General features: G+C 63.6%; 20 protein-coding genes. 13 read left to right on the top strand and 7 right to left on the bottom strand.

Translation table 11 applies throughout. The features are described 5' to 3' along the window. Window positions 1-161 precede the first annotated feature (161 nt). From AC1AV0_RS02555 to AC1AV0_RS02545, 3 genes are all read right to left on the bottom strand, one after another. Entirely contained in the window at window positions 162-1,175 is a 1,014-nt protein-coding gene (locus AC1AV0_RS02555; RefSeq protein WP_476570830.1) for an SIR2 family NAD-dependent protein deacylase, read from the bottom strand. Then, window positions 1,156-1,959: a protein-ADP-ribose hydrolase gene (locus tag AC1AV0_RS02550; RefSeq protein ID WP_476570829.1), complete on the bottom strand. Its 804-nt coding sequence runs from the start codon at window positions 1,957-1,959 to the stop codon at window positions 1,156-1,158. The genes AC1AV0_RS02555 and AC1AV0_RS02550 overlap by 20 nt, the downstream gene beginning before the upstream one ends. Before the next feature lie 291 nt (window positions 1,960-2,250). Then, entirely contained in the window at window positions 2,251-2,877 is a 627-nt protein-coding gene (locus AC1AV0_RS02545) for an NAD(P)-dependent oxidoreductase (RefSeq protein ID WP_476570828.1), read from the bottom strand. Between the two features lie 195 nt (window positions 2,878-3,072). On the opposite strand from AC1AV0_RS02545, the gene AC1AV0_RS02540 reads away from it, so the two are divergent. The 4 genes from AC1AV0_RS02540 (at window position 3,073) to AC1AV0_RS02525 (ending at window position 7,125) form a co-directional block, all read left to right on the top strand. Then, complete coding sequence (locus tag AC1AV0_RS02540; RefSeq protein ID WP_476570948.1) at window positions 3,073-3,357, top strand: winged helix-turn-helix transcriptional regulator; 285 nt, start codon at window positions 3,073-3,075, stop codon at window positions 3,355-3,357. A gap of 215 nt (window positions 3,358-3,572) precedes the next feature. Beyond that, window positions 3,573-4,337 (top strand): ABC transporter ATP-binding protein, encoded by a 765-nt coding sequence (locus AC1AV0_RS02535; protein WP_476570946.1) that lies wholly within the window; start codon window positions 3,573-3,575, stop codon window positions 4,335-4,337. A gap of 51 nt (window positions 4,338-4,388) precedes the next feature. Continuing rightward, on the top strand, window positions 4,389-5,642 hold the full coding sequence (locus AC1AV0_RS02530; RefSeq protein WP_476570827.1) for a COG1361 S-layer family protein: 1,254 nt from the start codon (window positions 4,389-4,391) through the stop codon (window positions 5,640-5,642). 1 nt (window position 5,643) lies between these two features. Continuing rightward, the gene (locus AC1AV0_RS02525; protein ID WP_476570826.1) at window positions 5,644-7,125 is read left to right on the top strand and encodes an ABC transporter permease; all 1,482 of its coding nucleotides are present in this window, start codon (window positions 5,644-5,646) and stop codon (window positions 7,123-7,125) included. Between the two features lie 29 nt (window positions 7,126-7,154). Here the strand turns inward: AC1AV0_RS02525 and AC1AV0_RS02520 are convergent, their stop codons facing one another. After that, the gene (locus AC1AV0_RS02520; protein ID WP_476570825.1) at window positions 7,155-9,095 is read right to left on the bottom strand and encodes a 1-deoxy-D-xylulose-5-phosphate synthase; all 1,941 of its coding nucleotides are present in this window, start codon (window positions 9,093-9,095) and stop codon (window positions 7,155-7,157) included. Window positions 9,096-9,432: 337 nt separating this feature from the next. Between AC1AV0_RS02520 and AC1AV0_RS02515 the strand changes: the two genes are divergently transcribed. The 9 genes from AC1AV0_RS02515 (at window position 9,433) to AC1AV0_RS02475 (ending at window position 22,175) form a co-directional block, all read left to right on the top strand. Continuing rightward, complete coding sequence (locus AC1AV0_RS02515) at window positions 9,433-10,428, top strand: zinc-binding dehydrogenase (RefSeq protein WP_476570824.1); 996 nt, start codon at window positions 9,433-9,435, stop codon at window positions 10,426-10,428. A gap of 113 nt (window positions 10,429-10,541) precedes the next feature. Further along, window positions 10,542-11,045 (top strand): 5-(carboxyamino)imidazole ribonucleotide mutase, encoded by a 504-nt coding sequence (gene purE, locus AC1AV0_RS02510; RefSeq protein ID WP_476570823.1) that lies wholly within the window; start codon window positions 10,542-10,544, stop codon window positions 11,043-11,045. Then, complete coding sequence (purK, locus tag AC1AV0_RS02505) at window positions 11,029-12,186, top strand: 5-(carboxyamino)imidazole ribonucleotide synthase (RefSeq protein ID WP_476570822.1); 1,158 nt, start codon at window positions 11,029-11,031, stop codon at window positions 12,184-12,186. Before purE ends, purK begins: the two co-directional genes overlap by 17 nt. A gap of 67 nt (window positions 12,187-12,253) precedes the next feature. Next, on the top strand, window positions 12,254-12,640 hold the full coding sequence (locus AC1AV0_RS02500; RefSeq protein WP_476570821.1) for a Fur family transcriptional regulator: 387 nt from the start codon (window positions 12,254-12,256) through the stop codon (window positions 12,638-12,640). Between the two features lie 276 nt (window positions 12,641-12,916). Next, complete coding sequence (locus tag AC1AV0_RS02495; RefSeq protein WP_476570820.1) at window positions 12,917-13,822, top strand: metal ABC transporter solute-binding protein, Zn/Mn family; 906 nt, start codon at window positions 12,917-12,919, stop codon at window positions 13,820-13,822. A gap of 113 nt (window positions 13,823-13,935) precedes the next feature. After that, window positions 13,936-17,289: an immunoglobulin-like domain-containing protein gene (locus AC1AV0_RS02490; protein WP_476570819.1), complete on the top strand. Its 3,354-nt coding sequence runs from the start codon at window positions 13,936-13,938 to the stop codon at window positions 17,287-17,289. Window positions 17,290-17,487: 198 nt separating this feature from the next. Beyond that, a complete protein-coding gene (locus AC1AV0_RS02485; protein WP_476570944.1) occupies window positions 17,488-19,659 on the top strand; it encodes an LTA synthase family protein in 2,172 nt (723 codons plus the stop codon). Between the two features lie 253 nt (window positions 19,660-19,912). Beyond that, a complete protein-coding gene (locus AC1AV0_RS02480) occupies window positions 19,913-20,761 on the top strand; it encodes an SDR family NAD(P)-dependent oxidoreductase (protein WP_476570818.1) in 849 nt (282 codons plus the stop codon). A 34-nt stretch (window positions 20,762-20,795) separates the two neighbouring features. Next, on the top strand, window positions 20,796-22,175 hold the full coding sequence (locus tag AC1AV0_RS02475; protein WP_476570817.1) for an aldehyde dehydrogenase family protein: 1,380 nt from the start codon (window positions 20,796-20,798) through the stop codon (window positions 22,173-22,175). Window positions 22,176-22,313: 138 nt separating this feature from the next. On the opposite strand, the gene purD is transcribed toward AC1AV0_RS02475, so the two are convergent. The 3 genes from purD to purF are packed head-to-tail and all read right to left on the bottom strand — an operon-like array spanning window position 22,314 to window position 26,216. Next, window positions 22,314-23,582 (bottom strand): phosphoribosylamine--glycine ligase, encoded by a 1,269-nt coding sequence (gene purD, locus AC1AV0_RS02470; protein WP_476570942.1) that lies wholly within the window; start codon window positions 23,580-23,582, stop codon window positions 22,314-22,316. 18 nt (window positions 23,583-23,600) lie between these two features. Beyond that, window positions 23,601-24,635, bottom strand: coding sequence for a phosphoribosylformylglycinamidine cyclo-ligase (purM, locus tag AC1AV0_RS02465; protein WP_476570816.1), 1,035 nt, complete (start codon window positions 24,633-24,635; stop codon window positions 23,601-23,603). Window positions 24,636-24,683: 48 nt separating this feature from the next. Then, on the bottom strand, window positions 24,684-26,216 hold the full coding sequence (gene purF, locus AC1AV0_RS02460; RefSeq protein ID WP_476570815.1) for an amidophosphoribosyltransferase: 1,533 nt from the start codon (window positions 26,214-26,216) through the stop codon (window positions 24,684-24,686). Between the last annotated feature and the right edge of the window lie 199 nt (window positions 26,217-26,415).

Genomic DNA, 26,415 nt, shown 5'->3' with positions numbered 1-26,415 from the left:
AACATTGCTTGACGCCAATGTATCGTATGGCTATCACATAGGACGAGACGGAGGTCTTGAAACTGACGGTTCTTCAACGAATGGGCTGTGCGCGGAGGGATCGTCTGAGGCAAAAGGGCTTCACCTGTATGGAAGGCGTGGGTCAGGTGAGGCCGTGTCGTCTACAGGAGTTTGGGGAGGAGGGCGGCGATGTCGTCTTGGAGCTCGAAGCCTTGGTGCACATCCGCGGCATCGATGCGGGCGTCATCATAGTTGATGCGGATCAGCGGAATGTCGAACATCGCGGCGATCGCTTCGAAGGGGAATCGGATGATGCTGGGCGTGTTCCAACCCACGCCGAGCTCAAGCAGCACGGTCGGCACGTCGGGACGCTCCTGCATTCGCCGGATGAAATGGTTGTAGCGCCGCTGCGCCTCATACCACGCCTCGTCCTGCACGAAATACTGGTCGCAGCGCAAATGCACCATCATCTGCCCGCCGCACACTGGGCACAGCGGCACCAGGTCGCTGGGAATCGCGCAATCCACGGTCCTCTCGAGCATCCGCGGCACCAGGGCGTCCAACGGGTAGACGCGCTGATGGCAGCCGCGCATGCACTGCATGAACCCGTAATCGCCCTGCGTCGCGAAGATCTGGAACGGGTCGAAGCCCGCCTTGGCGAACTGTGCGTCCACATTCGTGGTGAGCACGAAATAGTCCTTGTCTCGCACACCGTCCAGCAGTTGGCGGTACAACGGCATCGCCGGCGGCTCGTAGCGGCTTAAATCCACATGCTTCGCCCAATACGCCCAGCGTTCCTCATGGGTGGGGTAGGGATAGAACGATGAGGAATACAGGTCGGTGATGCCGTACTTGTCGATCCACGGACCGAAATTGCGGGTGAACCGCTCTCCGGAGTACGTCAGTCCCGCCGCCGTGGACAGGCCCGAGCCCGCGCCGATAAGCACGCGCTCGCTGTTCGCGATCAGTTCGCGCGCCTCGGCGAGAATATCTTCCTCGCCAGCTTCGCCCGTGGACTCAGGTTGGGGATATACATCCGTGTCGGTATCGGAATGGCTGACGGTGGCGGCCAGGCTTTCGGTTTCGGTATTGCCGATGCAAGCGATGTTATGGTCGGATTGCGGTTCCGGTGTGCCGGCCTGTTCGGGTTGTCGATTATTCGTCCAGAAGGGCATGGTAGATCCTTTCGTCCTTTTCGCCGAACACGTTGAACACCACGTGGGTGAGGCCCGCGTCGGCATGTTCGTCGAGCCAGGCGCGCACTTCGCGCGCGGCGATGGCTGCGGCCTCGTGCTGAGGGAAGCCGAACACGCCGGTGCTGATGCAGCAGAAGGCGATGCTCGCGCAGCCCAGACGCGCCGCCTCACTCAGGCAGTGGCGATACGAGGAGGCGAGTTGGGCGCGATGCTCGTCGGTGGGATTGCCGCCCGCGATCGGTCCGACGGTGTGGATGACATGGTTCGCCGGCAGATTGTATGCGCCGGTGGATTTCGCTTGACCTGTGGGTTCCGCATGGCCTTGGGCGTCCATCAGCCGCGCGCATTCCAGGCGCAGCTGCACGCCGGCGAAGGTGTGAATCGCGTTGTCGATGCAGGAATGGTTCGGCGACCAGCAGCCGGTCATACCGGAATTGGCCGCGTTCACGATGGCGTCCGCGCGCAGGGTGGTGATGTCGCCGCGCCAAACGGACAGGTGTGGATCGGCGGCAGTTCGGGGCAGCGCGTCGGCATCGGTGATGCCACGGCGGGCGATCATCTCGCGCAGCAGTCGGTCCTGCTGTTCCAGAAAGTCGGGCGACGCCTCGATCGGAGCGCGGGTATTGGCCAGCGCGCGGAAGGAATGCCACAGCTGGTCGAAGTCTTGATCGTCCAGATTGTAGTCGGATGCCTCCATGCCGAGCTCCTCAAGCATGGTGCCGATGAGCGAGCGCAACGTTTCGCTGAGTTCGGTGTCAGTCATGGCCTCTCCTTGTCATGCATTCTGGGCGTACTGTGGCCGTTCTATACGTCATCCTAAGTGGGGAGAAGATGGCAGGCCCATACGTCATCCCGAGCGGAGCGTGAAGCGCGTAGTCGAGGGATCTCGTCCGGTTTAGCGTCAGGAGATCCTTCGACTCCGCTGCGCTCCGCTCAGGATGACGTTGATAATGGTTATTCGTCATGCTGAGCGGAGTGTAACGAAGTCGAAGCATCTCCACGCCGATGACGTTGGGTGGCTGGCTCCGCTCAGGATGACGGTGGGTGTGTCGGATTAGTAGCGGACGGAGACGCGCTCGCGCGTGTGGCCGCCGTTGATGGCGAGGTCCACCATGGCGACGGCGTAGTCCGCGTAGCTCAGCGCGCTCACGCCGTTGGCATCGGCGGTGAACTCCTCGCCAGCGAGCACGTACTCGCCCTTACGCTCGCCCTCGGCCTGGAAGTCGGCGGCCGGGCTCACGTAGGTCCAGTTCACGTCGTCGCGCTTGCGCAGTTCGACCAACTGGTCGCCTTGCGCGTTGGCGAGCGGCTTGAAGACCTCCGGGAAGGATTCGAGATCCTTGACCTGTGCGGTGTGGGTGGCGTCGAGGAACAGGCTGCCCGCGCCGCCGACCACCAGCAGACGGGTGTCGGTGCCGGAGAGGATGTCGGCCAGGTGCATCAGCGAGGTGGTGTGCTGCTGCAGGGTCTCCGGAGTCCAGGCGCCGAAGGCGTCCACCACCACGTCGAAACCGGCGAGGTCGGCGGCGGTCAGGTCGAAGAGGTCCTTGACCAGCGCGTTCTGGGCCACGGTTTTGTTTTCGCCGCGCACCACCGCGGTGACGTCGAGGCCGCGATCGGCGGCCTCCTTGACGATAAGCTGGCCGGCCTTGCCGTTCGCTGCGATGACTGCGATCTTCATGGGATATCTCCTTAACGGTTGTTGATTGCTTGATCGACATAATTCACAATAGGGAAGTACCGCACTTTAGGGAAGTAGGCACAATAAAGTGGTATACTTACCAAAAAGGAAGTATTGTGAGTTTTCAACGAAACGACGAGGTGAAAAGTGACAGCAACAACGAATCTTCCGGCGTGTCCTGTGGAGACAACCCTGATGCTGATCAGCGACCGATGGAAGGTGCTGATTCTGCGCGATCTGATGGAAGGCACGAAGCGTTTCGGCGAGCTGCAGCGCTCCGTCGGCAAAATCTCACAGAAGGTGCTCACCTCGAACCTGCGCGCCATGGAACAGGACGGCCTGGTCAGCCGCAAGGTGTACGCCGAGGTGCCGCCGCGCGTCGAATACTCGCTCACCGACACCGGCCGCAGCCTGCAACCCATCGTCGACGCGATGAAGGCGTGGGGCGAGCAGTACCAGAAGCTTCACGGTGTGCGCTGAGCCGCAGGATTGGCAGGCTGTCTTTCCGCCGACGGTCGACGTGCGTCCACAAATCCCTCGGGGAACACCCTTAAGGGATGCGCCGCCGAGTGGCGTTGCCTATACTGGCGCGTAGGCGAAGGGGAGTTGGAGAAAGGTCTCGGATGGCAGAGGTCGAGCGAGGACGCGATGGTGCCGGCGATGGTTCCGCCGGCGGTATGAGTGTTATGGATGGCATGGGTGCTGTGAAGCCCGCGGTTGTCGCGAGAGCCTCCTTATCCCGTCCGATTATCGAGGTCAAGAACCTGCGCAAGGAATACCCCGTGGACGACGAAACCGTCGTGGCTTTGGATCGCATCAACCTGAGTATCCCCCGCGGGCAGATCTGCTGCATTTTCGGCGAGTCCGGCTCCGGCAAATCCACCCTGCTCAACCAACTGGCCGGTATGGAGAAGCCCACGCGCGGCGGCGTGCGCATCGGCGGCGTGGTCGTCTCCGAGCTGGACGAACGCGAGCTGGCCGCCTTCCGACAGCGGCATCTCGGCTTCGTGTTCCAGTCCTATAATCTGCTGCCCAACCTCACCGCCGTCGAGAACGTGGCCATGCCGCTGATGTTCCGCGGCGTGCCCAAAGCCAAGCGCGAGGCGATCGCCCGAGGCGCGCTTAAACGGGTCGGACTGGGCCACAGGCTCGGGCATTTTCCCAAGCAGATGTCCGGCGGCCAACAGCAGCGCGTCGGCATCGCGCGCGCCTTCGTGGCGCGGCCCGAGGTGGTGTTCGCCGACGAGCCCACCGGCAACCTCGATTCCAAAACCAAAAACGATGTGATGGAGATGATCTGCTCCTTCGCCCGCGACTTCAACCAAACCATCGTGTTGGTCACGCATGACGCGCAGATGGCCGACTATGCCGACCGCATCGTCACCATCCTCGACGGACGCATCGTCGGCGATCAAATGAATGTTTCTCCCGGTCGAACCACTGAACCGCAAAACCACTGAACCAACCCAACGACTCAACGCCGATCCTCATCCGAAGAAGGGACAACCGCTATGCCGAACATCCACCGCAAAACAATCGCGCCGTTGTGCGCGCTGCTGGCCCCATTGCTGATGGCGGGCGCCTGCCTCGCCACGCCCGCCGCCGCGTTCGCCGAAGCCGGCGCGGACTCGCCCGAAGGCGCGAACGCCGCCGTACTAACCACCACCGGCGGAGACGCAGGCACCGTCGTGCCTGTGGTGGATGGATCCGACAGCTCCGGCATTGACGGCTCCGGTTCCGGCTCCATCGCAGGCCCGGTGCCGAACGTCATCATCACGAACTTCTCCTACGGCGACAATTCGGTGTCGGTCGGCAGCTCGTTCACCCTCGGATTCACCTTCCAGAACATGGGGCAGGTGGCCGTTTCGAATATGGTGGTGACCGTGGACGGCGGCGAAAGCTTCGCCATCGCCGGCGGCACGAACACTTTCTACGTCGACTCGCTGTGGGCCGGGTACACGATGACGCAAAGCCTGCCGATGCAGGTCGTCTCCAGCGCGCAAAGCGGCGCCCAACCCGTCACCGTGAGCTTCCGCTACGAGTATGTGGACGGCGGCGCGCGCTCCTCGAACTCCTCCGATATCAAGATCTCCGTGCCGGTGATTCAGCCGGACCGCTTCCAGATCAACGATCCGGTGGTGCCGGATATCGTCAACGCCGGCGAGGAGACCACCGTCACGATGGAATACGTGAACAAAGGCAAGGGCGACATCTCCAACGTCGAAGCCGCCATCGAAGGCGACGGGGTCGATACGTTGGTCCGCACCCAATATCTCGGCAATGTGGCCTCCGGTGCCACCGGCCAGATCGGATTCGCCTTCACCCCGCTGGCGGCAGGAAGCACCGACGTGAAGCTGCGCGTCACCTATGAGGATTCCAACGGCCAGTCGCAGACCAAGGAATTCCCGGTCACGCTCAGCGTGCAGGAATACACGCCCATCGACGACGGCATAATCGACGATGGCATGATCGACGATTCGCAGCAGGGCGTCGCCTGGTGGGTGTGGGCGATCGCCGCCGTTGTGGCGGCCGTTGTGGTCGTACTGGTGGTGGTGCTGACGCGTCTTAAGAAGCGCAAGGCCGGCAAGCACGCCGACATCGACGAGGAGTGGGATGACTGGGCGAGCGGCGATACGGCCGCCGGTGCCGCTGGCGCCGCAGCTCCCGCCGGTGCAGCCGTTCCCATGACGCAAGGCGTGTCGGACGAGGCTGCGACGCAGGTGCTCACCGATCTGCCCGCCGCTGGCGAGCCGGACCGGAGCTGACATGCGGTTCGGCGACATCCTGCGCCTGTGCCGGCAGAATCTGTTCCGACGCAAGTCGCGCACCATCCTCACCGTACTCGGCGTGGTCGTCGGCTGCTGTTCGATTGTGCTGATGGTCTCCATCGGCCAAGGCATCAACGAGCAGAACGAGCGGATGCTTGAATCCATGGGCGACCTGAGTATCATCACCGTCTACACCGGCGGCGGCTCGACGGGAGGCTACTCCAATTCGAGCGAGACGGGGGAGTCCGCCAAACTTGACGATGAGGCCGTGGAATCCTTCCGCTCCATCGCCGGCGTCTCCGGCGCGACGCCGATGGCGAACTATCTCTACAGTGCCAGCGCTTCCGCCGGGGCAGGTGGGCGATATGTGGGGCGCTACATCTCCGTGATGGGTATCGACACCACCCAGCTCGACCAGATGGGCTACGAACTGCTTGACGGGCGCGCGCCGTTGAAATCCGGCGAAGTGCTGGTCGGCCAATACACCGCCTACGATTTCATCGATCGTTTCGCCTCCGAAATGAACAACTGGCGCGACCGTCCGGGCGAATACATATGCGATGAGAACGGCTGCTCGGAGGGTGAAGGCGAGGACCCCTTCTTCGACCCGCTGACCACCAAGCTCCAGCTCACCACCGGCGTGGACTACGACGGCGGCATGAGCAGCACGATGAGCAGTATGGGCAGCAGCAGTAGCAGTATGGGTGTCAGCGTGAACGGCAGCGTGACGGGCGGCTCGTCCGGTACGTCGGCCACGCAAACCGTCGAATACACGCCGGTCGGCATACTCAAAGAGGACTACAACAAGGGTTACACCACCTCGTCCGGCATCATCATGAGCCTCGACGACCTCAAGAAGCTTAACGCCAAAGTGGATCCGTCGAATGCGAAGAAATCCGTGACCTACGACCAAGTTCTGGTCAAAACCGCCGGTCTGTCCGACGTGCCCGAAGTGGAGGCACAGATCAAAGCGATGGGCTTCAGCACGTCATCGTACGAGGAGATGCGCAAAAGCATCGAAGAGCAGTCGCGCGGCGTGCAGCTGGCGCTGGGCGGCATCGGCGCGGTGGCGTTTTTCGTGGCCGCGATTGGCATCGCGAACACGATGATCATGTCGGTGGCCGAACGCACGCGTGAGATCGGCATTATGAAAGCGCTCGGCTGCTATGTGCGCGACATTCGCGTGATGTTCCTCGGCGAAGCCGGTGCGATCGGTCTGTTCGGCGGGTTGATCGGCTGCGTGATCTCCGGACTGGTTTCGTGGGGCATCAACATCTTCGCATTGGGGGGTCCAAGTTCCGACAATCTTTGGCATGCGATCGTCGGCGGTGAGGACGTGACCCGCATTTCGGTGATTCCTTGGTGGCTGTTCCTCGCGGCGGTCCTGTTCTCGATGATGGTCGGTGTGCTCGCCGGATTCGGCCCGGCCAACAAGGCCGTGCGCATCCCAGCTTTGGACGCCATCAAAAACAACGAGTGACGCGTGTGCGGGTCGGCGGTTTCCGGGCGTCAGAGCGCGTCGAGCACGGCCGCGACGATATCGCCTTCGGTCAGCCCATAGCGGGCGTTGAGCTGAGCCAACGGCACACGGTCGGTGAACTCCTTGAGCGCTCCGAAATTGCGCACGCGCATCGCGGGAGCGTCGCCGTCATGCGGCGCGCGCGTGGCCGCATCCGTGTTCGCGTAATAGGCGGCGATTTTCTCGCCCCAGCCGCCCTCAAGCTGCCCGTCCTCCAAGGTGACGATCAGCCGATGGGCGTCGCGCAACCCATCCAGCGTGCGCGTGTCCAGCGTTGAACACTGCCGGGGATTGACCACCGTCGCGTCGATGGCGTGCTGTTCCCGCAGCACGGTCGCGGCCCGCTCGGCCAGCGGATATGTGTTGCCCAAGCCTAGAATCGCAACGTCCTTGCCGGCATGTGTGATTCGATAGGTGGAGTAATCATCCGGCTCGGACATGTCGGCTTCGGCCGTGAACAACGGGTATGAACCCGCGCGTTCGGCCGCGAGAATCGGTTCGCCGGGCACGCGGATCACCACCGGGCCGCGGTTCGCCGGGCTGGTGGACCATGCGAGCATATCGAGGAATTCGCGCTCGCCGGTGGGAACCAGGCAGGTCAGTCCCGGAATATTGGCGAACATGGTGATGTCGAACGCGCCGGAATGCGTGTTGTCGGATCCGGACAGTCCGCCGAGGAAGTCCAGCAGCGTCACGCGCGTGCCGTTCAACGCCAGCTCCTGCTGCAGCTGGTCCCAGGCGCGCTGGAAGAACGATGCCGTGGTGGCCAGCACCGGCGTGCCGCCCGCCTTGGCGATGCCGGAGGCGAACGCCACCGCATGGCTTTCGGTGATGCCCGTATCTACGTAATGGCGGCCGGCGCGCTCGCGGAACGCGTGGGTGATGCCGTTCGAGCCCGGGGTCGCGGGGGAGATGACCACCAATCCCGGCTCGCGCTCGAATCTGGCCTCCAATGCGGCCATGGCGAGTTTGCCGTAATGCTTGCGCGGGTCGTCCGGGCGGTTCGCGGAGGAGTCCGGCGACTGCCAATGCGAGGCCTCGCACTGGCCGGCATGCAGGTCGCGGTCGGAAAGATCGCATAGATCGGAATGCCAGGGCGCGCCCTCGCGCAGGGCGGTCGCGGACTGGCGGGTGGTAGTCAGTCCCAGCCCCTTCGTCGTGTGGATATGCACCACGATGGGGTGGTCGATATCCTTGACCTTCTCGAAGGCATCGACCAGTGCGGCCACGTCGTTGCCCGCCTCGACGTAACGGTAATCCAATCCGAAGGCTTGGAAGATATTGGGTTGGGCGGTGCCTCTGGACGCGCGCAGTCGTGCCAGAGGGCCGTACATGCCGCCGAAATCGCCCGCGATGGACATCTCGTTGTCGTTGACGATGACGATCAGATTGCCGCCCTGCTCGGCCGCGTTGTTCAATCCCTCGAAGGCGATGCCGGAGCTGAGCGAACCGTCGCCGATCACGGCGATCACATTGCCGATGGGGGAGCGGCCGTGTTCGCCCTCGGCGGGCGACGCCGCCTGCGCCGCCATATCGCGCGTTTTCGCCAGACCGCAGGCTAGCGAGATGGACGTGCCGGTATGCCCCAGCACGAAGTGGTCGTGCTCGCTTTCGAGCGGATTGGTGAATCCCGTCACCTCGTCGTAGCGTGCCGCGTCAAGATAGGAGGCGGCACGTCCGGTGAGCATCTTATGCACATAGCTTTGGTGCGACACGTCGAAGACGATGCGGTCGCGGGGTGAGTCGAACACGCGATGCAGAGCGACCGTCGCCTCGACCATGCCGAGGTTCGATCCGATATGGCCCCCATGCTCCTTGCCATAGTCGAGCAGCGCGCCGCGGATCTCCGCGCATAATTGGGGCAGCTGGTCGGCCGCAAGCGCCTTCACGTCGGCTGGACCGGCGATGTTCCCCAACAATGCGCCATTCATACCCGCGGCTCCTTTCCATTCTCTGTGACGAAAGTGCATGATATGGCCGCGGGTGGTCGAACGGAGGCATTTTGGACGAATGCCCCCAACATCTCCTAATGTCCGAACGCACGAACCGCCGGCTCAAGCTCGCCCGTGCGACCCTTTTGCGCTTCGAAAACGAACATGAAATCGTCAAAAACCTTGAATTTCCGCCATTGTGTGTGATGTTGCATTGTTCGAACCGTGTGCGGAAAGGTCGCACGGACGTTTGGGATGTGGGCGGCCATGCGACCTTGGTCGTAATATGGGGCAAGCGGACGGCCATGGGGGCCGGCCTGGATTGCAAGGAGCGCACATGAAGGCCGTATACGCGTCAGGAGTCGACTACAACAACCCGCTGGACATGCTCGAAGTGGGCGAACGCCCCGAACCCGAACCCCGCCCGTACTGGTCCACCATCTCCGTCAAGGCGGCCACCGTCAACCACCACGACGTGTGGAGTCTCAAAGGCGTGGGGCTTTCCTCCGAGCAGACGCCGATGATTCTAGGCACCGACGCGGCCGGCATCCTCGACGAGGACATCCCCGTGCGCAAAGGTCTCAAAGCCGGTGATGAGGTCGTGCTCTACACCTTCGTGGGCAACGACGGCAACGGCGTGCTGCCGGGCGAACGCCGCACCATCCTCTCCGAATACTATCCCGGCACCATGGCCGAGAAAACCTCCGTGCCCAGCGCGAACGTGTTCGCCAAACCCAAGAACCTGAGCCTGGTCGAGGCAGCCGCGCTCGGCACGAGCTGGCTGACCGCCTATTCGCTGGTGTTCACCGCCGCGAACGTGAAACCTGGCGACACGATTCTTATCCAAGGCGCGGGCGGCGGCGTCTCCACCGCGGCCATCCAACTCGCCCACGCGGCCGGACTCGAGGTGTTCGTCACCTCGCGCGACGAAGCCAAGCGCGCCAAGGCGCTGGAGCTTGGCGCGGACGCCGTGTTCGAGGCCGGCGCGCGACTGCCGAAAAAGGTCGACGCGGTGATTGAATCGGTGGGCGCGGCCACCTGGAGCCATTCCATCAAGTCGGTGCGCCCCGGCGGCACCATCGCCATCTGCGGCGCCACCACCGGCGACCAGCCCGGCGCGGAACTCACCCGCGTGTTCTTCCAAGACATCCGCGTGCAGGGCAACACCATGGGCTCGCGCGAGGACTTCGCCCGCCTGCTGCGCTTCGTCGAACACGCGGACCTGCATCCCGTGATCGACTCGACCTACGCGCTTGCCGACGCGGCCGCCGCGTTCAGGAAAGTCGCCGACGGCGACGTGTTCGGCAAGGTCGCCATCGAGATCGCCGACTAAGCGGCCCCTCGCGCCGTCGCGGTGACTGGATACGGGAACCGCGGCGGGCTATGATTCTTCGCCCTTGCGGCGTACAGTGGAGTCGGATTCTCAATAACCGGAGGTAAATGATAATGGCGGACAATGCAACCACGCCCGAAGTGGCGGTGATTATGGGCTCGTCCAGCGACTGGGAGACCATGAAACGCGCCTGCGATGTGCTCGACCAGTTCGAAGTGCCCTACCACAAGCAGGTCATCTCCGCGCACCGCACGCCCGAACTGATGGGTCAGTTCGCGCATGAGGCCCGCGCCAAGGGATTCAAGGTCATCATCGCCGGTGCCGGCGGTGCCGCCCATCTGCCCGGCATGGTCGCCGCGCAGACCACGCTGCCGGTGATTGGTGTTCCGGTGCGTTCCCATGCGCTTTCCGGCTGGGATTCGCTGCTGTCCATCGTGCAGATGCCCGGCGGCATCCCCGTGGCCACCACCGCGGTCGGCAATTCGGGCGCGACCAACGCCGGTCTGCTGGCGGTGAGCATCCTGTCGACCACCGACGAGCGTCTGGCCCAGGCCCTGCAGGAATACCGCGACGGGCTGAAGGAGAAGGTGGAGGAATCCAATGCCCAGCTTGTCTGAGGAAACCGAAGGACGCGTGTCCACACTGATGCCCGGTGCCACCATCGGCATCGTCGGCGGCGGCCAGCTTGGCCGCATGATGGCCATAAGCGCCCGTTATATGGGATTCAAGGTGGGTGTGCTTGACCCTACGGAGAACTGCCCGACCGCGCAGGTCGCCGATTTTCAGGTGACCGCCGCCTACGACGACACCGCCGCCATCCGCGAGCTGGCGGAACGCTGCGACGTACTCACCTACGAATTCGAGAACGTGAACGCGGACGCCATCGACGAGGTGCGCCATCTGGCCGCAGCGCCGCAGGGCACTGACCTGCTGCGCGTGACGCAGGACCGCGTCAACGAAAAACAGTTCATCAACGACCACGGCACCGACACCGCGCCCTGGCGTGCGGTGAACTCCATCGACGAGCTGGAAACGGCGCTCGGAGAGATCGGCTACCCGGCCGTGCTCAAAACCCGCTCCGGCGGCTACGACGGCCATGGTCAGACCGTGCTGCGTTCCGAAGCCGATCTGGATGAGGTGCGCGGATTCGCGGATTTCGCACCGAGCATCCTCGAAGGCTTCGTCGACTTCGCGTTCGAGGCGAGTATCCTCGTGGCCGGCAACGGCAAGGATTTCGTCACGTTCCCGATTGTGCGCAACGAGCATCGCAACAACATCCTGCATACGACCGTCGCCCCGGCCGAGGTGAGCGAGGATGTGGCCCAGGCCGCCCATGAGCTGGCGTTGCGTCTGGCGGGCGGATTCGCGCTCGCAGGCACGCTCGCCATCGAGCTGTTTGTGACCGCGGACGGCCGTGTGGTCGTCAACGAGCTCGCCCCCCGCCCGCACAATTCCGGGCATTACACGATCGAGGCGTGCTCCATCGACCAGTTCGACGCGCATGTGCGCGGCATCGCCGGCTGGCCCATGCCGCAGCCGAAGCTGCTCAGCCCGGCCGTGATGGTCAATGTGCTCGGCCAGCATGTCGAACCGACGCGCGCTCTGATCGGCGAGCATCCGGAATGGAACGTGCACGACTACGGCAAGGCCGAAAGCCGTCATGACCGCAAGATGGGCCACATCACCGTGCTCACCGACGACACCGCCGCGACCGTGGCGGCGCTCGAGGGCACTGGCTGCTGGGACGATCTGCGATAACGACGATGGCGGGCGTCCGGGCTTTGACGCGCCCGGCCGACCGTCGGACGAAAAGGACCGAGATTTCATGGTCGAGCGTATGGAACGCAATACCAAACAGAAAGACGCCATCCACGCGGCGTTGCAGGAATGCGACGAGTTCATGTCGGCGCAGGAGCTGCATCGCAAGCTGGAGGATGACGGACTGAAGGTGGGGCTCGCCACCGTGTACCGCCAGCTCAACGCCTTGGCGGACGCCGGCGTGGCGGACACCGTGCGGCTGGACGGCCAGCAGTTGTTCCGTCTGTGCGGGGACGACGGGCACCACCATCATCTGGTGTGCAAGCGATGCGGCAAAACCGTTCAGGTGGATCCGCCCAGCGAAAGCTGGTTGCGCAAGGTGGCTTCGGCCCACGGGTTCACCGTGGAATCGCACACTCTGGAGGTGTTCGGGCTGTGCCCGGATTGCCAGTGACGTGGGCTATCGGTGACGTGGACTGGCGGCGGAGACGTGGACGTAGACGCGATGTGATCCGCCGGATCCGCCGGGCCGCCGCTTGAGGTCGACGATCCGGAATCGTATGAGAACCGCTCGAGACAATCGAGCGGTTCTCGCATATCAGGGGTTATTCGATGCGGCCATGAGCGGTGTCCCGTGGACCGAGACACTCAGGCGGTTTTCTCGTAGCTGGGGATAGTGTATGGTTGTTAATGAAAATGAATCTCATTAACAAATGGAGAGGCTGAGGATATGCGTAAGAACCTGTGGAAGCGGGCGCTGGCGGGCGCGGCGGCGATTTCGATGATGGCGGTGGTGACGGCCTGCGGCACGAGCGAAGGCGGGTCGGCCGATACCACCGGTGGTGAGGGAATCGCCGTGGTCGCTTCCATCAACCAGTGGGGGTCGGTGGCGCGCGAGCTCGGCGGTGATCTGGTCGACGTGACCACCATCATGAGCAACACCGGCGTGGAAGCCCACGACTACGAGCCGACCACCCAGGACGTGGGTCGGTTCGCTTCGGCGCAGGTCGCCGTGGTGAACGGCGCCGACTACGACTCCTGGGCCGTCAAAGCCGCCGAATCCACGCAGGCCACGCTGGTGGACGCCGCCGAGGCCGCGGGCAAGACCTCCGGCGACAACCCGCATGTGTGGTTCTCCGCCGACGCCCGCTCCGCCACGGCCGACGCGATCACCGCGGCCTACGTCGAGGCCGACCCGGAGAACCAGGCCACATTCGAACGTCTTAACGAAGCCTGGCATGAGCGCGAAGCCGCTCTGGAATCGGCGATCGAGACGGCCGCCGCCGAGACGGGCGGACTGAACTACGCCGCCACCGAATCCGTCGCCGCCTATCTGGCCGACGATCTGGAACTCAACGACGCCACGCCCACCGGCTACGCGCAGGCCACGGCCAACGAAAGCGAACCCACCCCATCCGACCTCAAGGAATTCATCGACGCGTTCGCTGGCGGCGACATCGCCATGCTGGTGGTGAACACGCAGGAATCGAACGCCACCACCGACCAGATCGTCCAATCCGCCGAACAGGCCGATGTGCCGACCGTTGAAATCACCGAACAGATGCCGGCCGAATACGACGACCTCATCGCATGGTTGGAGGCGCTGGTCCAGCAGTTCAGCGCCGCTGTGGCGTAGCCCAACGCACTGATGGCGGGACTGTGCGCCGCGACGCGGGGTGAAGCCGGTTTTCTTGGGTGCGATGCTACGCTTAAGGCTTTTCGCACATATGACGAATACAAGGAGACTGCATGCGCGCGAAAGTCATTGCCGCAATCGTAACCGCGGCGATACTGGCTTCCACGTACACTCCCGCGGCCGCCGCGGCAGACACGCAACAGTGGGATGAGCGGCAGGCGCCCGTTCTCTACGGCGCCAAAGAACTGGTATTGAAAGTGGGCGACCCGTACGCGCCGAACGAGGCCGCCTACCGCGTGTACGCCAAAGACATCGAGGACGGCGACCTGACGGGCGCCGTCGAAACCACAGGCGATGAGATTCCCCTCGCGAACGGCGCGGTGGACGCGGCGGCGGCCGGCAACACGTACACGTTGACCTCGGTTGCGACGGATTCGGACGGCAACACCGCAACCATGACGACCACGGTGCGCGTGCTGCCCGCCGATTCGACCGAACGTCGTTCCATCGTGCGCAAGGTCTACAACAACGCGAGCGCCTGGAATACGCAGCTGCAAGGCATCCTGCGTATGGACGCCCACGACCGTCAGGCCGTGGGACTGAGCGTGCCCGCGGGCGGCAGCGTCGAGGCGGAGGTCCTCACCGGCGGTGTCGACGTCAAATTCACCTGGCCAACGAACGACACACATACCGACGGCGCAACCACCACCGTGAAGCCGGGGCAGAGCGCCACCCTGACCGGCTCGGCCTCCGGCGCATCCCCGCTGACCGTATACACGCCCATGAACTCGCGTGACGAAGGCTCGGTCGATAAAGACATCACCGTGCGCTTCACCTACGGCGACGACGCCCACCTGACCCCCTACTACTATCTGGGCGACGACCAAAGCGGATTTTTCTCCCAATGGGACGAGACCTACACGCAAGACGGCGACCCGTACGCGCTGGTCGAAAGCGGCCGGTCGATGACACTGATACGCAACGACATCGATAAAGCCAAACTGTTCCGCCTGTTCCCGACGCTCGACAAGGCGCTCACCTACTTCGACGACGTCATCCAACGCGACGACGAGCTCATCGGACTGGACGCGCGCGCCACCGACCCCCTCGACCAGCAGGTGCGCAGTAAGGAATTCTTCCGCGCCAACATCCACGGAGCCGGCGGCGCATACTACAGCGGCGACCACGTCGGCGTGCACGCGGAATACGTATGGTCCCTTTTCGACCGAGGATGGGGACTGCTGCACGAGATTGCGCACGGCTACCAAGGAACGCTGGGACGCAACAGCGGCAGCTTCAACGGCGGCGAGACGAGCAACAATGTGCTGGCCTACTATGTTCAGCACAATGCCGACATCCTCGATGTGAGAGCCGTCGGCTGGGACTACTGGTGGGACAGACAAAGCGGGGAGCTTGCGGTGAACCGCGACTACCGACTGAAGCCGGACTCGCCGAACTTCGAATGGAATTATCCGCTGCTCAACGCCTATATCAGCATGCTGGACGCCATGGGCCAATCGGCCTACCGCGACCAGTCCGCCAAAGACGCCAACGGCCGCGAACCGCTCGGCGTGGTCAACCACTGGTACCGCGCCTACCTGAACGCCGGCGGATCGATCACCAACGAATCCGCGTGGCTGCTGGCGCTCGCGGACAATTACGGCGTGGATTTCGCACCGTTCCTCGATGTGTGGGGCGTCGAAATCCCATCCGCCACCCGCCGCCAGTTGCAGGATCGCCCTGATCTTGATCGGATGACGATTCTCGCGGACGCGATCGGCGTCGACGAGAACGGCGTCAGCGCGAATCCGGAGCTGGAATCCGCGGTGATGGCCTCGATGGGCACGGGCTACCGGTTCCAAGTCGTCAAAACCAGTCTGCTCACCCAAAGTCTGAGCGAGGTGGGGGCGAATCTCACCGGCACCGTGGAGGTTTCCGTCTCCGGCGTCGATCTGGATGGGCGTAACATCCATGTCGTCAACAACGGGGAAACCGTCGCCGTGCTGCCGATCGCAGACGGCAAGGCGATCGGAACGCTGCCGACCGGCTCCTACCGGCTGCAGGTGCCGCTGGTCGACGGATATTCGCAGCCGATCCTCTCCGATATCACGGTTCTTCCGGAATCGACCGCGCAGGCGACCGCGCACTACCAATCCGACGGCCTGCTGACCGGAGGTGGATTCCGTCTGCTCGGCCAGTGGTATGGCACGCTCGCCTTCCAAGCGACGCTGGATTCCAACGACCATATACTGAAGGTCACGTTGGGGCAGAGTGACACCGGATGCGGCGGCTATACGGGCGCGGAGGACTGCGCGGCCATCACCGTCATCGACGGCGCGGGAACAACCAAAACCACCACGTCGGGCAAAACCGCGCAATGGGTGCTGTCTGGCGGAACGGCGCATTTCTCCGACATCGGCGGCGGCGACAACAATCCGAGCGTGCCGCTCGTCATCGGCGACAGAATCGTTGTGCGCTGGCATCTGTGGAACCGCAACGACCGCACCCAATTCACCGACGAGAACGGCGCTGAGCAGGCCGCCAACCGTATGACGGCCATGGAGGAGACCTATGAGGTGACGGCGGCCGGGCTCGTTCGCGCCGGCATGGACTCCGCCGAGCGCGACGCGATGATTGGTGACATGGCGAAGCAGCGGCTGAACGAAGCACGCGCCGACTGGGACGAGTCCCGACTGGCCAACCTCCGGTACGACCTCGGCCGCCGCGCCAGCGTAGCCTCGTGGTACGCCTTGCTGCCGGAAAGCGAGCAGGGGGAGTACGCGCAGTTCATGGATATGGTGCTGCATGGTTCCAAGCCGATGATCCAGCTGAAGGCCGCCGAAGTGACCGTCCGCGAAGGCGACACATTCGATCCCATCGAATATCTGGCCTCAGCCACCGATGTGGAGGATGGCGACGTCGCCGGGCAGGTGACGACGAATGTGCCGAACGATATCGCCGAGGTCGGCGAGCATGCCGTCACCTACTCGGTGACCGACAGTGACGGCAATACCACTGCGGTTCAGCTGAACGTCACGGTGGAGGCCGGGGCGGATCCCGATCCGGAACCAACACCTGATCCTGATCCGGAACCGACTCCCGATCCCGAACCGACTCCCGATCCCGAACCAACGCCTGATCCTGATCCTGAACCGACTCCTGATCCGGATCCCGACCCGGACCCGACTCCCGATCCCGAACCTGAGCCGACTCCTGACCCCGATCCGGCACCGGAACCTGAAACCCCGGACGACGGTGACGGCGCTTCCACCGACGACGAGAACGGCGGGCGGGATGACGCGAACGGCGGACAGGACGCCGAAAACAGCGGGCAGGATGGCGCGGATCAAGACGAGGACCGCGTTTTGGCCCGCGGCGGCGCCTCTGTGTGGTGGCCGGCCGCCATCGCACTGATGGCGGGGCTGTGCGCCGCGACGCTGGCGATGTTGCGCCTGAGCCGGCGATAAGGGAAAGTCAGGGAACGTTCAGGGAAAGTCGGGGAGATGTCGAGCGTGGCGTGCGGTTAGGCTGGCAATCGTCAGAGAAGCGTGACGATACGCGAATCGGCATTGCGCTTGTCAACCTTGGCAAGGACAATGAAGATTTGTATGTCTGAACAGAACGAACGAACCAACCAACGAAACGCGAGCCGTGAAGTGCAGGCCATGAACAACGAGAACATCTCCGAACAGACGCAGCAGCCGGACGATATCGAGGAACTGACCATCGCCCGGGTCGGAACCTCCAGCAAGGGGTCCGGCCCGCGCAAGTCGAGGGGATTCGCGGGATTCGGCCGATCCCATGCCAAGCGAGGCAGCGATCGCGGCGAAACCGCACGCAAACCCTTCCCGGGTTGGCTGTACGCCGTGCTGTTCCTCGTGTTCGATGCCATCGCCGTGGGCATCCTGGAGGTGGGCGTGAGCCAGACCTCGGCGCGAGTTCAACTGTCGAACAACATGAACGTCACCGGTTGGGGCTTCGTGGCCAAGATGTGGACCGACCTCAACTTCGTGGCCGTGCTCAACCTCATTCTGGCGGGCATCATCTACCTCATCCTGCTGATGCTGTTCAACCGCTTCTGGATCGCCACTCCGGTGTTCCTCGCGTTGGCGATCATCGTCGCGGTGATCGAGTATTTCAAAATCTCCATCCGCTATGAGGCGATTCTTCCCTCCGACCTGAGTTTCCTTGGATCCAACACCGGCAATCTCATGAGCTTCATGCCCGCCGGCGCGCATGTGACCGTGCTGATCGCGATCGGTGTGTTCGCCGCTTTCGTGGCGCTGTTCGTCACGCTCAACCGCCTCGACGGCCGCCATGGCCGCCTGTTCCGCGGGTCGGATGCGAAAAGCCGCTCGCTCAACGCCGTCGCGCGTCTGCTGCTTATTCTGATGCCGGGCCTGTTCTTCGCTTTGTATGCCATGCAGGTGAGCACGGTCGGTTCGTGGGCCAAGAATTTCTCCTCGGTGATGGGGGATAAGCCCTCGATGTGGGATTCCGTCTACGATGCGCAGCGCAACGGCCCGCTGGTCGCCTTCGTGCGCCAGCTCAATCCCAAAGTGATGGAGGAGCCGGAGGAATACTCCGAGGAGACCATGCAGGAGCTTCTCGCGCGCTACACGCAGGCCGCCGAAGAGATCAACGAGACCCGTTCCTCGAACATGACCGACAGCACCGTGGTCTACATCCTCTCCGAATCCTTCTCCGACCCCGAGCGCGTGCCCGGGCTGAAGGTGAACAAGGACTCGATGCCGAATATCCGCGAGGTCAAGGCGAACACCACCTCCGGCCTGATGCTCTCCTCCGGCTACGGCGGCGGCACCGCGAACCTCGAATACATGGGGCTGACCGGCCTGTCGATGGCGAATTTCGACTCGTCGCTGACCAGTCCCTACCAGCAGCTCGTGCCGACCCAGCATTGGACGCCGACCATCAACCAGATGTGGGGCGCGCCCGCCAACTCGCTGGGATTCCACCCATACGAGTCGTCCATGTACTCGCGTGCCACGAATTACGAGAAGTTCGGCTTCTCGCACTTCTACACGCTGACCGGCGACGACCAGATCAAGTATCAGGACACGATCGACGATTCGCCGTACGTCTCCGACGAGGCGACCTACAAAAGCGCGCTGGAGAAAATCGCCGAGAACGACGGCGACCAGTTCATCCAGATCATCACCATGCAGAACCACATGCCCTACCACAATTGGTATGCGGACAATGACTTCACGGCGGAATCCACCGACCCCTCCCAGCCGTTGGAGGAGGACGAGAAGGAGTCCATCGAGACGTATCAGAAGGGCGCGTCGCTCACCGACGAGGCCACGCAGGAGTTCCTCGACCAGTTGGATGAGCTCGACAAGCCGGTGACGGTCGTGTTCTACGGCGACCACCTGCCGGGCATCTACTCCACGGCCAGTGAGGACGAGAACAATTCGCTCGCCCTGCATCTGACCGACTACTTCATCTGGTCGAACAAGGCCTCCGGCACGCAGGGCAACGACATCGACAACGATGAGTACTCGTCTCCGAACTATTTCGTGGCGCAGGCCGCCGAGCATATGGACGCGAAGGTCTCGCCCTATCTGGCGTTCCTGACGCTGATGCACGAGAAGATCTCCGCGATGGAGCCGCCGGTGGTCAACAGCATCCAAGGCTGGGACCGCATCCCCGAAGGCCAGAACATCTATCTGGACGCCGACGGCAATCCGATGGCGGAAAGCGACTTTGACGAGGAGACGCAGCAGCTGTTGGAGGATTACCGGCTGATCCAATACGACATCACCGCCGGTGCCGGCTATCTGGAAGACACCGACTTCATAACGCTGCCCAGATAACGCGGCACGCGCGGCGTATGGCCCGCGTGACAAGCGGCGCGTGGATATCGATGGGGGTCCGTGGACGGAATGGTTCGCGGGCCCCCATTCGTGATGCCAGGGCGCATTGCGATGCCAAGCCCCATTGTGAGGCCGGTGACGCCTGCAATGTCGTGCCTAGTGTGATTGACGGAGTGAACACACCCGTCAATATTCTCGTGTCGCGGCGTTAGACTGGAACGCACGGTGAAACGCACGGCGAAAGGAGCGTTCCATGTCCATACATCAGTATTATGAGGGCGCAAGCGTGGTGGTCACCGGTGCCGGTTCCGGCATCGGCCGTCTGATGGCGCTGAAAATCGTTCAGGAAGGCGGCCGGGTGGCGGTGTGGGACATCAAGGCCGCCGCGGCCGAGGAAACCGTGCGCCTGGCGGAGGAACAAGCGGCGGCACTTGGCCCGAAAACCGGAGCGTGGCCGCGTGCCGCGGCGTTCGCCGTGGACGTCACCGATTCGGCGGCCGTGCGCCGCGCCGCCGCCGCGACCATCGACACGCTCGGCAAGGTGAACGTGCTGATCAACAACGCTGGCATCGTGTCCGGCGCGCCCTTCGAGGAGCTTTCCGAAGCGCAGATCCGCCGCACCTTCGAGGTCAACACGCTGAGCCTGTTCTGGACCACCAAGGCCTTCCTGCCCGAACTCAAACGGCATCGCCGCGCCGCGGTCGTCACCGTGGCCTCCGCCGCCGGCATCGTCGCCGTGGCGAAGCAGACCGACTACGCCGCCAGCAAATTCGCTGCGGTCGGCTTCACCAACTCGCTGCGCAGCGAACTGAAAAAGGCCGGCTCGCATATCAAAACGTTGACCGTCTGCCCGTACTACATCGATACCGGCATGTTCGACGGCGTATCCACCAAATTCCCGCTGCTGCTGCCGATCCTCAAGGAGCAGGCGGTGGCCGACCGCATCGTCGAGGCCGTGGCCAAGGGGCGCGAGCGGCTCATCATGCCGCCGTTCGCCGCCGTGGCCGGCGTGGTGGCCGCGCTGCCGCCGAAAATCGCCGACCCGATCTACGGCATCTTCGGACTCAACGAAGGCATGGACCACTTCACCGGACGTCGCTGAATTCCAAACGCCGGCAGCCAGCAAAGGAGCCATTATGACCCACGACACCTTCTCCCGCCTCCAGCGCACGTTCCGCTCCGGACGCACCAAACCGTTGTCGTGGCGGCGCTCCCAGCTCGACGCGATACGTCGCATGCTCGCCGAGAACAAGCAGGCGATTATCGAGGCGGTGCGCGCCGACCTCGGCAAGCCGGCATCCGAAACGCTGCTGATGGAGATCGATCTGGTGATGGACGAGGCGCGATTCGTGCGCCGCCGCATAGGCCTGTGGTCCGCCCGCCATCCCAAGCCCATGCATTGGCTGCTGCAACCGGCCTTCGGCTGGACGCTCACCGAGCCGAAAGGCGTGGTGCTGGTCATCTCCCCATGGAACTACCCGCTGCTGCTGAGCTTGGAGCCGATGGTCGACGCGATTGCGGCGGGCAACGCCGTGTGCCTCAAGCCCTCGGAACTCTCTCCCACCATCTCCCATCTGCTGGCCGATCTGATCGACCGCTACCTCGACCCCGACGCCTTCGCCGTGGTCGAGGGCGGTCCGGACGAGACGACCGCATTGCTGGACATGCCCTTCGACCATATCTTCTACACCGGTGGCGGCCGCGTCGGTAAGATCGTCATGGAAGCCGCCGCGAAGCATCTGACGCCGGTCACGCTGGAGCTGGGCGGCAAGTCACCATGCTTCGTGGACCATACGGTGAACCTCAACACCGCCGCGCGCCGCATCGCCTGGGGTAAGTTCACCAACGCCGGGCAGACCTGCGTGGCCCCGGACTATGTGCTCGCCACGCCGGGCGTCGCCCAGATGCTCGCCGACCGCATCGCCCTCGCCATTACGGAGTTCTATGGTGATGATCCGCGCCAATCCGCCGATTTCGCGCGCGTCATCAACGAACGTCATTTCGACCGTCTGTCCGCGCTGCTGGCGGACGGAGGGCGGCTGGTCTGCGGAGGCCAGACCGACCGTGCCGACCGTTATATCGCGCCCACAGTGCTGCTCGGCACCTCGCCCGACGCGCCGGTGATGCGTGAGGAGATTTTTGGTCCGATTCTGCCGATTCTCGTGGTGCGCGACGCCGACGCCGCCATCGACTTCATCAACGAACGCAGCCGTCCGCTGGCGGCCTACGTGTTCTCGCGCGACACCGAGACGCGTCGGCGTTTCGAACGCGACACCAGCTCCGGCGCGTTGGGATATGCGATTCCGCTCGGCCACCTCATCTCCAGCCGTCTGCCCTTCGGCGGCGTGGGCGGCTCCGGTATGGGCGCCTACCACGGCAAAGAGGGATTCAAGGTGTTCAGCCATGTCAAAACCGTGGTCGATAAGCCGCAATTCCCCGACACGCTGCGGCTGGTCTATCCGCCGTTCACCGCGCTGCGTCAGACGCTGATCCGCATCATCGCCAAACTCAGCTAGCGCGCGGGCCACAGGCCGGCGCGCTAGCGTCAAAGGGCCGGTCCTTCGCATCATGACGAAGGAACAATCCGATATGAAAATCCCCTGCGAAGATTCTTCGCAGGGGATTTCGCTATTGCCTGATCGGCGGGGGAGAGGTTAGGCGTTCAATGCTTTGGCGCCGATGTCGTGGCGGTAGAACATGCCGTCGGTGACCAGCGGGTCGATGATCGCGTAGACCTTGTCCTGCGCGGCCTTGATATCATCGGCGGTCGCCTCCACCAGCAGCACGCGACCGGAGGACGCGACCAAGCCGTTCGGGCTGTTGGCCACACCCGCGTAATACACGTGGGAATCCTCGTCCACGGTGATTTCGGGGATGGCGGCGCCCTTGACCACCTGCACCGGGTATCCTTCGGCGGCGAGCACCACACCCAGCGTCGCACGCTGGTCATCCCAAGTGAACTCGGGAGTTCCGCCATTCAGCAGCGTCCAGATGCCCTCGCCCAGATCGGAGGTGAGCTTCGGCAGCACAACCTCGGTTTCGGGGTCGCCGAAGCGCGCGTTGAATTCAATCACCTTCGGGCCGTCGGCGGTGGCGATCAGGCCTGCGTAGAGGATGCCGGTGAACGGCGTGCCCTCGTCGGCCATGGCCTGGACGGTGGGGCGCACGATGGTCTCGATCGCGGCATCGACCACATCCTGCCCAATCTGCGGCACCGGGCTGTACGCGCCCATGCCGCCCGTGTTCGGGCCTTCGTCGTTGTCGTAGGCGCGCTTGTGGTCCTGCGAGATCGGCATGGGCCAGAAGTCGGTGCCGTTCACAAAGCTCATCAGCGAGAACTCCTGACCCTCCAGGAACTCCTCGATCACGACTTTGGCGCCGGCCGCGCCGAAGCGGTGGTCCACGAAGATATCCTCCAACGCGGCGTTCGCGGTGTCGATATCCATGGCCACGGTCACGCCCTTGCCGGCGGCCAGACCGTCGGCCTTGATCACGATCGGCGCGCCCTGCTCGGCCACATAACGCTTGGCGGGCTCCAGCTCGTCGAAGGTCTGGTAGCGGGCGGTCGGAATATCATGGCGGGCCATAAGCTTCTTGGCGAAGTCCTTCGATCCCTCAATCTGGGCGGCGGCCTTGCTCGGGCCGAACGCCTTGATGCCGACGGCGGCGAAGGCGTCGACGATGCCTTCGATCAGCGGCACTTCGGGGCCGACGAACACCCAGTCATAATCGTTCTTCTGCACGAAGTCGATCAGCGCCGCATGGTTGGAGGCGCTCAGTGAGGTGGTGTTGATGCCGTCGAGCTCCATACCCGGATTGCCGGGGGCAACGGTCACCTCGTCGACGGAGCCGCCGCGCAACAGCGCATGAGCGATGGCGTGCTCGCGCGCGCCGGAACCAATGACCAGAACCTTCATAACGATGTTTCCTTTCCGGAGATGTCAGACGAGTTCCACGTCGTCGTCGGCTTTGGCCACGACTTCGCCGACCTTGTAGGCCGCCTCGCCGTTGGCCTCGAGCAGGGCGAGCGTCTCGTCGGCGCGGGCCGCGTCCACGGCCAGCACCATGCCCAGACCCATGTTGAAGATGTTGAACATCTCCATATGGTCGATTTCGCCGGCCTGCTCCAGCACGTCGAAAATCGGCAGCACCGGCCACGAGCCGAGCTCGATGCGCGCGGCGAGGCCGTCGGGGAGCATGCGCGGGATGTTCTCGATGAACCCGCCGCCGGTGATATGCGCGACGCCCTTGACCACACCCGCGGCGAACAGGGGTTTCAGCGCCTTGACGTAGATCGTGGTGGGGGTGAGCAGCACATCGCCGAGCTTGGCGCCGTCGAGCGCCTCCAGCTCGGTGTCCACGGTGTAGCCGGCCTGCTCGAACAGGGCTTTGCGCACCAGGGAGAATCCGTTGGAATGCACGCCGGAGGAGGGCAGGCCGATCAGCACGTCGCCCTGGGCGATGGTCGATCCGTCCACAATGGCGGACTTCTCGGCCACACCGACCGCGAAGCCGGCCAAGTCGTATTCGTCCTCGTCGTACATGCCCGGCATTTCGGCGGTCTCGCCGCCGATCAGACCGGAACCGGCCTGAACGCAACCGTCGGCCACACCGGCCACCACCTGCTCCAGCAGCGCCGGATCGTTCTTGCCGCAGGCGATGTAATCGAGGAAGAACAGCGGTTCGGCACCCTGCGCGGCGATGTCGTTGACACACATGGCCACGCAGTCGATGCCGATGGTGTCGTGCTTGCCGGCCATCTTGGCCACCATCAGCTTGGTGCCCACGCCGTCGGTGCCGGAGATCAGCACCGGCTCCTTGTATCCGAGCGAGGCGAGGTCGAACAGGCCGCCGAAGCCGCCGATGCCGCCCACCACACCCGGGCGGTCGGTGCGGGCCACGTGCGACTTGATGCGTTTGACGACTTCGTAGCCGGCTTCGACGCTGACTCCAGCGTTCTCATATGCTTTGGGCATGAGTGGACCTTTCTTGGTGGGTATTCGTATGGGTTGGAATGGTGTGGTTCACAGCTTCGGCTGCCATTCGCCGGGCTTCAGGCCCTTCTGGCAGGAGTATTCGTTGCCTTCGTACTCGCTGGCGTCGAGCGCGAAACGGGGCAGGCGCACGCGGTCCTCCGGGGTGATCGAGGCGAGGAAGTCCTGCTCATAGTCATCCAGCGCGGTGGGGTAGTCGCCGTTGAAGTAGGCGACGCACAGGCCGCCGTAGGGCGCGGCCGCATTCAGGCCGATCGATTCGACCAGCCCGTCGAGCGAGAGGAAGGCGAGCGAGTCGGCGCCGATGAAATCGCGAATTTCATCCACGCTTTGCTTGCTGGCGATGAGCTCCTTGGTGGTGGAGATGTCGATGCCGTAGAAGCAGGGGTATTTGAGCGGCGGGGAGCTGATGCGCATATGCACTTCGGCCGCGCCCGCCTCTTTGAGCAGCTGCACGATGCGGCGCGAGGTGGTGCCGCGCACGATGGAATCGTCGATGACGATCACGCGCTTGCCCTTGACCACGCCGCGCACGGCGGAAAGCTTCATGCGCACGCCCTGCTCGCGCAGCTCCTGCGTGGGCTGGATGAAGGTGCGGGCCACGTACTGGTTCTTGATCAGGCCCATCTCATTGGGCAGTCCGGAGGCTTCGGCGTAACCGGAGGCGGCGGACAGCGAGGAGTTCGGCACGCCGATCACCATATCGGCTTCGACGGGCGATTCGGCGGCGAGGCGCGCGCCCATGCGCTTGCGGGCGGAATGCACGTTGACGCCGTAGATATTCGAGTCGGGGCGGGCGAAGTAGATGAACTCCATCGAGCAGATCGCCAGCTGCGTCTCGTTCGTGTACTGCACGATTTTGTAGCCGTGCTCGTTGACCACCACGATTTCGCCGGGGCGGATGTCGCGCACGAGTTCCGCGCCCACCACGTCGAGCGCGCAGGTTTCGGAGGCGAGCACATAGGCGCCGTTCTTCATCTTGCCCAGGCTCAACGGGCGGAATCCGTTCGGGTCGAGCGCGCCGATCATCGCGTCGGGCGTCATCAGCAGGTAGGCGAAACCGCCGTGCACGGTGTTGAGTGCCTCCTTGAGCTTGTCCATGAAGGTCGGCTTGTCGGAGCGGCGGATGAGATGCATCAGCACTTCGGTGTCGGAATTCGAGTGGAAGATCGCGCCCTCATCCTCCAGTTTGCGGCGCAGCGACGGGCAGTTGGTGAGGTTGCCGTTGTGGCATAGGGCCACATCGCCATCGTGGAAGCGGAAGATGAACGGCTGGATGTTGTCGGTGGTGCCGGAACCGGAGGTGGCGTAGCGCACATGGCCGATGGCCTTGTCGCCCTTGAGGCGTTGGATTTGGCGTTCGTCGGCGAACACTTGGGTCAGGAGGCCCAGTCCGCGGTGGCCGATCAGCGTGCCGTTGTCGTTGGAGACGATGCCCGCGCCCTCCTGGCCGCGGTGCTGCAGCGCGTGCAGACCGAAATAGGTGAGACGGGACGCGTCCGGGTGCCCCCAGACGCCGAAAATACCGCATTCCTCGTGGATATCTTCGAGCTCAGCAGACATGCCCAGCGACTTCCTTCCGTGTGGTGAAAGTTGTAAGAAGTACCGCCTGTTCGATACCCCATCACCTTACCAATCGGGGCTAACAACACGGGGCGTGTGGGCCGATGGGCGGGTGTGCGGCCGCATGCTTTCGTCGGGCGGTTCACTTAGGACACGGGTGTCGAACAAATGTTCGACTGCTGTGGTATGGTGTTGGGCA

The organism is Bifidobacterium sp. LH_558, from assembly GCF_056356295.1.
This window is presented reverse-complemented; position numbering and strand designations above follow the sequence as displayed.

Excerpts from the sequence above, each read along its gene's own strand:
- AC1AV0_RS02545 (WP_476570828.1), bottom strand. The coding sequence starts at position 2,877 with ATGAAGATCGCAGTCATCGCAGCGAACGGCAAGGCCGGCCAGCTTATC.
- AC1AV0_RS02530 (WP_476570827.1), top strand. The coding sequence starts at position 4,389 with ATGCCGAACATCCACCGCAAAACAATCGCGCCGTTGTGCGCGCTGCTG.
- purM (WP_476570816.1), bottom strand. The coding sequence starts at position 24,635 with ATGCCCAAAGCATATGAGAACGCTGGAGTCAGCGTCGAAGCCGGCTAC.
- AC1AV0_RS02540 (WP_476570948.1), top strand. The coding sequence starts at position 3,073 with ATGCTGATCAGCGACCGATGGAAGGTGCTGATTCTGCGCGATCTGATG.
- AC1AV0_RS02485 (WP_476570944.1), top strand. The coding sequence starts at position 17,488 with ATGAACAACGAGAACATCTCCGAACAGACGCAGCAGCCGGACGATATC.
- purE (WP_476570823.1), top strand. The coding sequence starts at position 10,542 with ATGGCGGACAATGCAACCACGCCCGAAGTGGCGGTGATTATGGGCTCG.
- purF (WP_476570815.1), bottom strand. The coding sequence starts at position 26,216 with ATGTCTGCTGAGCTCGAAGATATCCACGAGGAATGCGGTATTTTCGGC.
- AC1AV0_RS02500 (WP_476570821.1), top strand. The coding sequence starts at position 12,254 with ATGGTCGAGCGTATGGAACGCAATACCAAACAGAAAGACGCCATCCAC.
- AC1AV0_RS02555 (WP_476570830.1), bottom strand. The coding sequence starts at position 1,175 with ATGCCCTTCTGGACGAATAATCGACAACCCGAACAGGCCGGCACACCG.
- purK (WP_476570822.1), top strand. The coding sequence starts at position 11,029 with ATGCCCAGCTTGTCTGAGGAAACCGAAGGACGCGTGTCCACACTGATG.
- AC1AV0_RS02515 (WP_476570824.1), top strand. The coding sequence starts at position 9,433 with ATGAAGGCCGTATACGCGTCAGGAGTCGACTACAACAACCCGCTGGAC.
- AC1AV0_RS02550 (WP_476570829.1), bottom strand. The coding sequence starts at position 1,959 with ATGACTGACACCGAACTCAGCGAAACGTTGCGCTCGCTCATCGGCACC.
- AC1AV0_RS02525 (WP_476570826.1), top strand. The coding sequence starts at position 5,644 with ATGCGGTTCGGCGACATCCTGCGCCTGTGCCGGCAGAATCTGTTCCGA.
- AC1AV0_RS02475 (WP_476570817.1), top strand. The coding sequence starts at position 20,796 with ATGACCCACGACACCTTCTCCCGCCTCCAGCGCACGTTCCGCTCCGGA.
- AC1AV0_RS02480 (WP_476570818.1), top strand. The coding sequence starts at position 19,913 with ATGTCCATACATCAGTATTATGAGGGCGCAAGCGTGGTGGTCACCGGT.
- AC1AV0_RS02520 (WP_476570825.1), bottom strand. The coding sequence starts at position 9,095 with ATGAATGGCGCATTGTTGGGGAACATCGCCGGTCCAGCCGACGTGAAG.
- AC1AV0_RS02490 (WP_476570819.1), top strand. The coding sequence starts at position 13,936 with ATGCGCGCGAAAGTCATTGCCGCAATCGTAACCGCGGCGATACTGGCT.
- AC1AV0_RS02535 (WP_476570946.1), top strand. The coding sequence starts at position 3,573 with ATGGGTGCTGTGAAGCCCGCGGTTGTCGCGAGAGCCTCCTTATCCCGT.
- AC1AV0_RS02495 (WP_476570820.1), top strand. The coding sequence starts at position 12,917 with ATGCGTAAGAACCTGTGGAAGCGGGCGCTGGCGGGCGCGGCGGCGATT.